Origin of the sequence: Streptomyces sp. NPDC006265, from assembly GCF_040613555.1 — a bacterium.
Classification (GTDB): Bacteria; Actinomycetota; Actinomycetes; order Streptomycetales; family Streptomycetaceae; genus Streptomyces.
In genome coordinates this window covers 1-8,629 of sequence record NZ_JBEXSH010000338.1, presented here as the reverse complement: position 1 = coordinate 8,629, position 8,629 = coordinate 1, and the positions used below count along the sequence as shown (strand labels likewise).

Below are 8,629 nucleotides of genomic sequence, written 5' to 3'. Positions count from 1 at the left end.
CTTCCGGCCGGCACGCCGAGAGCACGCACCGGACGCCGCTCCTCAACGGGCAAACGTTGCCTGCCGCGGCACTAGCCGAGCTCGGCCTCCTGAGCATCCGGACGCACGTGCCCCGGGCGCCCGGCGTCGCGCCGATCGAGCGTGACCATCCCGATCACCGCTCCCTCGAGATCGATGACGAAAACGCCCGGGCGTCGCCCGGGCACCTCGGGCACGGCGCGCTCGAGCTCGTCACGCGGCCGGGAGCCACCGACGTAGGTGCCCACCTCAGGCGATGCGAACAGCTCGATGACGGCGGCACGGTCGCGGGACTCGGACGCGCGAAGCACGAGCCGTTCGGTCCTCAACGGGGCAGGTGGCCAGGCGCGGGTTCCGAGTTCAGCCATTGGGGGGCAACCTATTGCAACCCCCAGTGCCCGTCGGCGGGTTGCCGGACGTCAGCGCCGCCGCGCCAACGCCAGCACGCTCAGGCCGAACATCAGCACGCCCAGGGGGAGATGGAGCGACGGGACGTGTGCGATGCCGAGTACGACCTGGACCGAGGCGAGTGCGAGGAATCCAGTCGCGTGCCAGACAGGCCGGGACGAGCCGCCGCCGGGCTTCCACGCCAGCACCGCGGCGAGCAGGTACAGCATCGACGCCCCGTACATCACCCGGGCTCCGACACTGTGCAGCACCTCTCCGTAGGACGAGGTCAGCAGCAGTCCGGCGGAGACCGCCTGGAGGAAGATGGTCAACGTCTGCAGGGCGATCGCGATCTGAAGGAACGTGGATCCGCGCTGCGCCGTCACTGTCACCTGAGTGGCCATGTCACAGTCCTCTCTTCCGCCGTCGGGCGGTAGATCGATAAGGTCTCACCAGCCCGACGACACGAGGCTGCGAAAGGTAAGGCGAGGGGGACGCCGGAAGCATGGGGACGGTCAGGACCGGCGCGGATGAGATGGCGGGCGAGCAACGCCAACTGATCAACGTGGCGTACCGGTTGCTCGGCTCGGTGACCGAGGCCGAGGACGCCGTGCAGGACGCCTACGCCCGCTGGTACGCGCTGCCGCGAAGCCGGCAGAAGCAGATCCTGTCGCCCGGGGCCTGGCTGACGACGGTGACCAGCCGCATCTGCCTGGACCTGCTCGGCTCGGCCCGGGCCCGCCGTGAACGCTACGTCGGTGCGTGGCTGCCCGAGCCGCTGCCCGACCGCACCGAGTGGGGGCACACAGGCGGCACCGGCCCCGCCTGCCGTGCAGACCCCGCCGACCAGATCGTCCTGGACGAGTCGGTGTCCGTGGCCTTCCTCGTCGTCCTGGAGTCGATGACACCCGCCGAGCGGGTGGCGTTCGTCCTGCACGACGTGTTCCGGTACCCGTTCGCCGAGATCGCGGACGTTCTCGGCCGAACTCCCGCCGCATGCAAGCAACTTGCGGCCTCCGCCCGGCGGCGGGTGAGCGTCGCGCAGCCTCGGGCGGCGGAGACCGGCCAGGCCGACGTGGTGCGGCACGTCAAGGAAGCGTGGGAGAGCAAGGACATCGCGGCCCTCGTCAGCGTCCTCAACCCGGCGGCCGTGATGACCGCTGACGGTGGCGGCAACGTCGGTGCCGTCCTGCGCCCGGTCGAAGGTGGTGCGCGCATCGCCCAGTACATGGTCGCCATCGCCGACAAGGCCCCGGGGCTCGAACTTCTGGAACGGTCGGTCAACGGGATGCCGGGCCTGGTGGCCCAGCGCGCCGGAGCCGTCATGACCGTGGCCGCGTTCGCCGTCTCCGACGGCCGTGTCACCCGCATCTGGGCGGTCCGCAACCCGGAGAAACTGCGGCCGTGGGCTCGGGGTCCCCGAGACCTGTAAAAGACCCGTGCGCGGAAAACAGCGAGATGGGGTCACGCGCATGAAGAGCACACGTTCGACGGGGCCCACGGGCTTCAGGTAGCCCGCCAGGAGATCCCTGGCGGTGACCGTGAACGGAGTCCCGTGGCACGCACCGCCCATCACATCCGCCCTCCGCGCAGCCGCAGTGTGGACGACCACTCACCAGGCAAACCGTGGCATTCCGTTGTCCTCCACGACCTCAGGTACAGCGCACGCGGCCTCACCGACGCGACACGGCAGTCCAGAAGGCCCCGACCTCGCGCGGTCCACCGCGCCGTGGACGTCTACTCGTTCCCTCGATACCAGCGGGACGGCTCCGTGGCACAGTGGTCGGCGATCGAGGAACGCCGGGCACGACAGCGGCTGCGAACCCAGGTGGGGACTCTTCTGAGGCTGGTGAACACCCCCGTCGGCGAACTCGCACTCGACGCCGCGGACACGGTGGACATACCGCCGGCACGCCATCGTCGCGGCTCGCTGTGGCTCGCGTAGCGGCCTTCCGGACAACCGCGCCGGCCTGACGCACAGTCATGACCATTCGGTACCACGCGCCGTGACATCGAGGCCGACTCCGGCAGCGGCACGCCGCTGCGGGGAGAGGTCACGCGCCGTCACGGAGCCGGCCGGATGATCAGTCGGCGAAGTAGGTCGTGCCGAGGTGCCGGTTCCGCCATCGCGTCTCGTTCGTCGACGGCACCGGCACCGGGAGGAGTGTCAGCACTTGCCGTCCGACACCTGAATACCCTTGTCGGCGCCCGCCGTCCGGCTCACGATGCCCGGCACGCAGGCGGCCGTGTCGAGGCTGAAGGAGTACGGGATGCCGACCGTGGTGTTCGACTTCGGGTCGGGACCCGCCGGGTGGTTCTCCTTGCCAGGAGTGGACCAGGACACGTTGTCGAAGACGTTGCCGCTGACCTGCCAGTAGCCGGCCGCGTCGGTGTAGAAGGTGCCCAGGACGTCCTTGGAGTCCTCGAAGTAGTTGTTGTCCACCTTGGCGCGGGCACCGGCCCGGGAGTTGATGCCGGACTTGTTCAGCTTCACATAGTGGTTGTTGTACATGTGGGCCGTACCGCCGCGCAGCAGCGGGGCGCGGGAGTCGATGTTCTCGTACCGGTTGTGGTGGTACGTGAGGAAGCCGTTCGACGTGTCGCTCTCGCTGTTCCCGACCAGGCCGCCGCGGCCGGAGTTGCGCAGGATGCTGTAGGACAGCGTCACGTACTGGGTGTTGTCCTTGACGTCGAACAGGCCGTCGTAGCCCTGCGACTCGCCGCCCGACGCCTCCAGCGTGACGTGGTCGACCCAGACGTTGCGGATGTTGCGCTCCATGCCGATGGCGTCACCTCCGTTGGACGTGGGGGAGCCGGACTTCTTGACGTTCCGGACCGTCACGTTCTGGATGATGACGTTCTTCGCCTCGCGCAGGTGGACCCCCACTTGGTCGAAGAGGGCGCCGCCGCCGACTCCGACGAGCGTGATGTTGCTGACCTTCTTGAGTTCGATCACGCCGTCGGCCGTGTCGCAGCTCTTGCCCGACACCTTCTTGGTGTTGCCGTGGTTGATGGTGCCCTGGACCTCGATGGTGATCGGGGTGCTGGCGCTGGCCCGGTTGCACAGGGCCGCGTGGATCGCGGTGCCGGTGGTGGCCCGCACCGTCTGCCCGCCCGCACCGCCGGTGGTCCCTCCGTTCTGGGTCGCGTAGCCGGTGACGCCGCCGGGTGCGGCCGACGCCTCGGGCATCGACACGAGCGTGCCGGCCGCGGTCGCGAGGACCATCGTGGCCAGCGCCGCGTGGAGCCGTAGTGAGACTGGTCGATCCATCCTGGCCTCCCCATTCGTCTTCGAAATGCCTCTTCGACATGCCGGGTGGTGCCGTGGTGCGCGTCCTGAACCCGCGCCGGGCCCGTTCGAGGAGATGAACTCCTTACGTGTTCGGGCCAGGCGCCACCGCGCGGAAAGCGCTTTCTTGGAGGTTAGGAGGGTTGCCGTGGACGCGTCAATGGATGTGTCCTTGATTCCTGTTCAGAAGTCTGAACGAACTCCTGGTGTGCGAAGGAGGCACGGATGTGTGTCACGGCGTCGCACCGCGCAGCTCGGGGATGTGGCGCTGCTGCGCGCTGGGGCTCGCGCCCACGCTCCCGTCCTGAGACGCCTCATCGGCTGGGCCTGAACTGCTCCGTAGCGTGCCGCGATGCATCCTGCCCACTTCCGATCAACTTCGTTCACCCCCCGCCCGCTTCCCTGCGCATTCCTTGGGAAAGGCTGATGTTGGTCATCTCTGGCTCTGGCGACCGGAGTCACAGACCTGCTCTCGGTCGGAAGAAGGAGCAACCTTTGAAGAACGAACCCATACCGCGGGCGAGCCGGCGAGTCACGAATGAAAGGGTGCAAGGCCCGCTCGTCGCCCCCAGCGGCACACAGTTCGCCTTCCGGGACGCGCCAGCCCTGTGCGTGACTTCGACGCGGGTACTCGCTTGCGTTGCGTGCCGGCGGCCTGGCGGCCGATGCTGTGGTAGCTGCCGCCGGGCACGAGCCGAACGGCTACTTCGCCGGAAGGCCTCGTACGGCTTGCCTGGCCGGACATTGCCGAGCGCCTCGATTTCGACAGCGAGGCTGGTATGTTCTGCGCGGTCGGGAGTCCGAGCGACTTCGCGCGATTCAGGACGGCGATCGAATCCGTTGTCACGAGCCCCGAGGCGGTCCGCGACATCATGGCCCGTGCGGAGACTTCGGGCTTCGAGTTCGACGACCAAGGGCTGTCCCGTAGCCCGTGGCGGTCAGCGGAAGATGAGCTCGACCTCCTTCTCCGAGCAGGACCTGATGACGGTGCCCAGTTGGCGCACGGCGTCGACGCGTCGCTCAAGAACGGGATCCCCCACCTCGTGCTGCCGCTGGTCGGCGAGTGCTGCCAGCACGGCCGCGCATCGAGCGGGCGCGAGAGAGCCCTGGTCTGGATGAACGAGGAGTGGTGCCGGCGTGGTCGAGATGCTGCTCCACATGCGGTCACCACCGAATCCGTTCATATCCGCCGGGGCGAACCCTTCTGCCTGAGCCAGCCACTCCCTGAACGTGTTGAAGCCGGTGTAGGACCAAGAGTCCGCCGGGGCCGGCCGTGGAGCCTGCCGTTGGAAAACCGGACCCTGCTGGTTGCGACGCATGGCGCACGAACCCGACCATACGTCAGCTGGTGCCGCTCTTCGGGGCTTCCGGATCGACGGCGGACCGTACCATCGATCACCTCGGGTTGATGCTCGTCCTGCAGCCCCGCAAGCGGTCCGCGAAGGGCACCGTACTGGCACGTCGTCGCCCGCATGAAGACGTGGAAGATCCTCCCAAAGGTCAAGTGCGGGACATCCCTCAGGCGTCGGTGGTCCGCATCCCGGGCTGCGGATGCCGACCAAGGAGTTCGGCAAGGCCCTGGCGGGACGCGGCGAGGACCACGCGGTCTTCAGGCCTCAGGACATAGCCGGGGTGGAGGTCCCACACGAGTTCACCGGCACGCTGTACGCCCTCGTGCGTCGGTAGGGCGGCGAGGTCGGGCAGGCGCTCGCCCGGTTCCGCCGTGTCGAGTGCCAGGACTCGCCAGGCTCCGGGGCGGAAGGACTCGGCGATGGTGCGTCCCTCCAGTTGCGGGTGCCCGGCGACGTTCAGGGCGGCGAAGAGCAGTACGCGGCGTTCGACGGGTATGGCACCGAGGACCTGTCTGCCCGACATCGCTCCGGCGAAGGCGGGGGCCGCGAGGCTGGAGACGCTGCGGCTGCGGGTGAGGGCTCGGGGGTGGGCCGTGCGCAGGGTGCGGTGGACGACGCTGGCGAAATCGTCGTCGTACAGCCGCAGTGCCACCCGCAGGTCCCCCTTGATCGAGCGTGCGTACAGGGCGGCTTCCAGGTTCGTCGTGTCGCTGCTGGTGAGGGCGAGCAGGGAGTGCGCGCGGTGGATCTTGGCGGCTTCCAGCACTCCTTCCTGCGTGGCGTCTCCGATGACGATGGGAACGCGCAGGCGACGGGCGAGCGCGATACCACGTGCTTCGGGGCCTTCTTCTACGCACACCACGGGGATGTCGAGATCTCGGAGTCGGGCCAGTACGCGGGTGCCGACCTTGCCGAGGCCGAGCAGGACGACGTGGCCGGACAGACCACGCGGCGGTCGGCGCAGCGCGGAGGCGGTGCGAAAGGTGCCGAGTGCCTCCAGGACGGCCGCGAGCAGTACCGGCATCAGCAGCAGTCCGGCCAAGCCGGCGAGGAGTTGGAGCACCCGGCGTGCCGGGGGCTCCTCCAGGGCCGGGTCGCCGATCGCGAAGAGGTCGAGCAGCGTGAGGTAGGCGGCGTGCAGCAGACCGGCCAAGCCGCCGGGTTGATCGCCGGCGGTCAGCCAGGATGCGAGAGTCACGCCGATGATGCTGGTGAAGAGCCCGGCCAGGGACCAGCGCAGCCGGCGCGAGAAGAGGGACCCCAGCGGCAGTCCGCGCCCGGCCAGCCGTCGTGCTGCCGAACCGGAGGGGGTGTGCGTGACGGTTTCGAGGACCACCGTGCCTCGCCCGGTGGCGGCGGCGACCGTGTCGTCGTCGGGCAGGAGGAGGGGGGCTTCTCCGCCGCTGATGTCCGAACCTTCCGCTCCGGCCGGGTTGCTGGTGGTCGAGGACAGCAGGGCGAGGGTGCACAGGCCGGGATCGGCGACCCGGCCGTGGTCGGGCGGGGTGCGTTCCACGGCGCGCAGCAGCAGCCCGTCGGCTTGGACGACCTTGCTGGTGCCCGCGACAGCGGTGGCCGCGAGCGCGGGGGCCGCGGTGTCGGCGTCCGAGAGGACGGTGGTGGAGGTGTCCAGAACTTCGGGGTCCAGGCCCGGGACGGCGAGGGTGGCGGCCTGGTCGAGAAGATCCTCCAGGTGCTGGCCGAGTTTGCGGTTGTACAGCCGGATGACCAGTCGCAGCCGGGGGTTGAGACGGCGGGCGGCCAACGCTGCCCGGACGTTGGTCTCGTCGTTGTCATGGACCAGCGCGATCGCGGCGGCCTCGCGTACGCCCGCCTCGGCAAGGGCGCCTTCGTCGAGTTCTGCGGCCTCAACGACGCGGGCCGTGGCGGAGTCGTCGAGGCCGCTCGAGTCCGCATTGCGGCTCAGCGCAGCCTGCATCCTGGCGAGCAAGGCGGCGGCACGTGTCGAGCCGGTGCCGGCGCCGACCCGTCGCGAGGGCGGCACGACGAGAGTGACTTGCTCCCGGTACACCGTGACGAGTTCGGCGGCCAGTCGTTCGGCCAGTGCATCGTCGCCGCACACGATCATGTGCTCCCGACGCGGCACGCTACGTGCGGGCTGAGGGAATGTGATCACGCCGAACGGCTCCTCGGGTCGAGCGGGTCAGGCGGCGCAGATTGGTTCCGCCTTCTCTCATGAAGATCGCCGACCAGGCTTCCCGGCACGCCGCTGGGAAGGTTACAGGCTCCTGACAGCGCGTCATAGAGCATCGGGGGATCCCAGGGTGGCCGGCCGCTCGAATGTTCAGTACATGGCATCCAAGCCGCGTGAAGATTGCCGGAACCAGGCAATGCCTTCCCTGATGTTCGCGCGTGACGATGCCTCTGACCACGGGGGGCGCGAGGAGAGGCGGTGTGCGCGGGGGGCCTGGTTTCTGGTGCTCGGCATTGCGGGGGGTCGCCCTCCTTGCTCTGTCGTTCGCCCTCGACGGCGTACTCGACGGCGTACTCGACGGGGTCGCTGTGCTGGACGGCCCACTCGACGGGCTTCTGTCGCTGCCCGTGATCGCCGGGTTCGTGTCCATGCTCGGCTTCTGCGGGGCGATCGTCCTGGGCACCACCGGGCCGGGCGCGGTGGGGGCAATGCGGGTCGGGGTGCCGGCCGGTGTCCCTCACCGGCTGGTTCTCCCACTGCCTGAGCCGGGCACTGATGGGGGACTACTCCTGCGGAGCTGCTCCGTGAGACCAGGACCTGATCGGTGCGTCCGGCTCGGTGGTGACCTCGATCCCCGCGGTGGCTATGGCGAGGTGCTGGTGCACCGGGCCGGGCAACCGGTGAAGCTCTCGGCGAAGAGCCCGGTTGCTGTGGCTCGGGGGGCCGAGGTCTGGGGCCAGAGGGCACTGTCGCAGTCGGCGGTGTCCGTCCGCCCGGTGGAACGCCGCCCCGGCGAATCCGCTCGCTCCTGCCTGCTGCGCTGCCGCCCTGCCGTCGCGCCGTTCACATGGACACACCCTTACCGAAAGCCGTCCTGAGGAAGGGCTGAGGGGACAACACACGGCCTTCACCAGCATCGCCTGCACCCTCATCGGCCACCGCCGACTCGTCAATGGACCCGGCCTGCCAGACCAGCGAGGGGGGGAAGCGATCGCATGCCGGTTTGGTGGTGGGTGCTCAGGGCAACCCGGTCGACGACGGTCGGTCGGCGGTGCGGGAGGTACACGTGGCCAGCGTCTCCGAGTTCGTTGCGGCACGTCTGCGGGCGTGGGAGGTGGATCGCGTGTTCGGCTTCCCCGGCCGAGACGTGGACATGTTGATCGCGGCTCTGACCCGGGGCCGCGAGAGCCCCGAGTTCGTGCAGGTGCGGCACGAGGAGTCGGCCGGCCTGATGGCCTGCGCCCACGCCAAACTCACGGGACGGGTCGGCTGCTGTCTGGCTCCGTCCGGTATCGGCGCACTCCATCTCCTCGGCGGCCTGTACGACGCGGCACTGGACCGACAGCCGGTGCTGGCCCTGGTCGGGCAGGAGAGGGCACCCGCTGACCGCGGTGAGCGACGGCGCATCATCGGTGGCCCGGGCCTCTT

The 8,629-nt window shown here is 69.2% G+C and carries 6 protein-coding genes and 4 pseudogenes; 5 read left to right on the top strand and 5 right to left on the bottom strand.

Going from position 1 to position 8,629, the window contains the following annotated elements; genetic code table 11:
* Positions 1-77: 77 nt before the first annotated feature.
* Positions 78-386, bottom strand: a pseudogene (locus ABZ281_RS25355) (GNAT family N-acetyltransferase); the annotation flags it as partial.
* Positions 387-437: 51 nt separating this feature from the next.
* A complete protein-coding gene (locus ABZ281_RS25350; RefSeq protein WP_356658969.1) occupies positions 438-809 on the bottom strand; it encodes a hypothetical protein in 372 nt (123 codons plus the stop codon).
* A gap of 101 nt (positions 810-910) precedes the next feature.
* On the opposite strand from ABZ281_RS25350, the gene sigJ reads away from it, so the two are divergent.
* Positions 911-1,837: an RNA polymerase sigma factor SigJ gene (gene sigJ, locus ABZ281_RS25345; protein WP_356658967.1), complete on the top strand. Its 927-nt coding sequence runs from the start codon at positions 911-913 to the stop codon at positions 1,835-1,837.
* 297 nt (positions 1,838-2,134) lie between these two features.
* Positions 2,135-2,350, top strand: coding sequence for a hypothetical protein (locus ABZ281_RS25340; RefSeq protein WP_356658965.1), 216 nt, complete (start codon positions 2,135-2,137; stop codon positions 2,348-2,350).
* Between the two features lie 231 nt (positions 2,351-2,581).
* On the opposite strand, the pseudogene ABZ281_RS25335 reads toward ABZ281_RS25340, so the two are convergent.
* Positions 2,582-3,676: pseudogene (locus ABZ281_RS25335) on the bottom strand (pectate lyase); the annotation flags it as partial.
* Between the two features lie 956 nt (positions 3,677-4,632).
* Positions 4,633-4,770, bottom strand: a complete 138-nt coding sequence (locus ABZ281_RS25330; protein WP_356658973.1) for a hypothetical protein — start codon at positions 4,768-4,770, stop codon at positions 4,633-4,635.
* Positions 4,771-4,950: 180 nt separating this feature from the next.
* Here ABZ281_RS25330 and ABZ281_RS25325 point away from each other — a divergent pair.
* A pseudogene (locus ABZ281_RS25325) lies at positions 4,951-5,150 on the top strand (transposase family protein); the annotation flags it as partial.
* Between the two features lie 62 nt (positions 5,151-5,212).
* Here the strand turns inward: ABZ281_RS25325 and ABZ281_RS25320 are convergent.
* Entirely contained in the window at positions 5,213-7,135 is a 1,923-nt protein-coding gene (locus tag ABZ281_RS25320) for an NAD-binding protein (RefSeq protein ID WP_356658971.1), read from the bottom strand.
* 359 nt (positions 7,136-7,494) lie between these two features.
* Here ABZ281_RS25320 and ABZ281_RS25315 point away from each other — a divergent pair.
* Both ABZ281_RS25315 and ABZ281_RS25310 read left to right on the top strand, forming a co-directional pair.
* A pseudogene (locus ABZ281_RS25315) lies at positions 7,495-7,986 on the top strand (hypothetical protein); the annotation flags it as partial.
* Between the two features lie 281 nt (positions 7,987-8,267).
* On the top strand, positions 8,268-8,629 hold a 362-nt coding region (locus ABZ281_RS25310; protein ID WP_356658963.1), incomplete at its 3' end, for a thiamine pyrophosphate-binding protein.

Excerpts from the sequence above, each read along its gene's own strand:
- ABZ281_RS25320 (WP_356658971.1), bottom strand. The coding sequence starts at position 7,135 with ATGATCGTGTGCGGCGACGATGCACTGGCCGAACGACTGGCCGCCGAA.
- ABZ281_RS25350 (WP_356658969.1), bottom strand. The coding sequence starts at position 809 with ATGGCCACTCAGGTGACAGTGACGGCGCAGCGCGGATCCACGTTCCTT.
- sigJ (WP_356658967.1), top strand. The coding sequence starts at position 911 with ATGGGGACGGTCAGGACCGGCGCGGATGAGATGGCGGGCGAGCAACGC.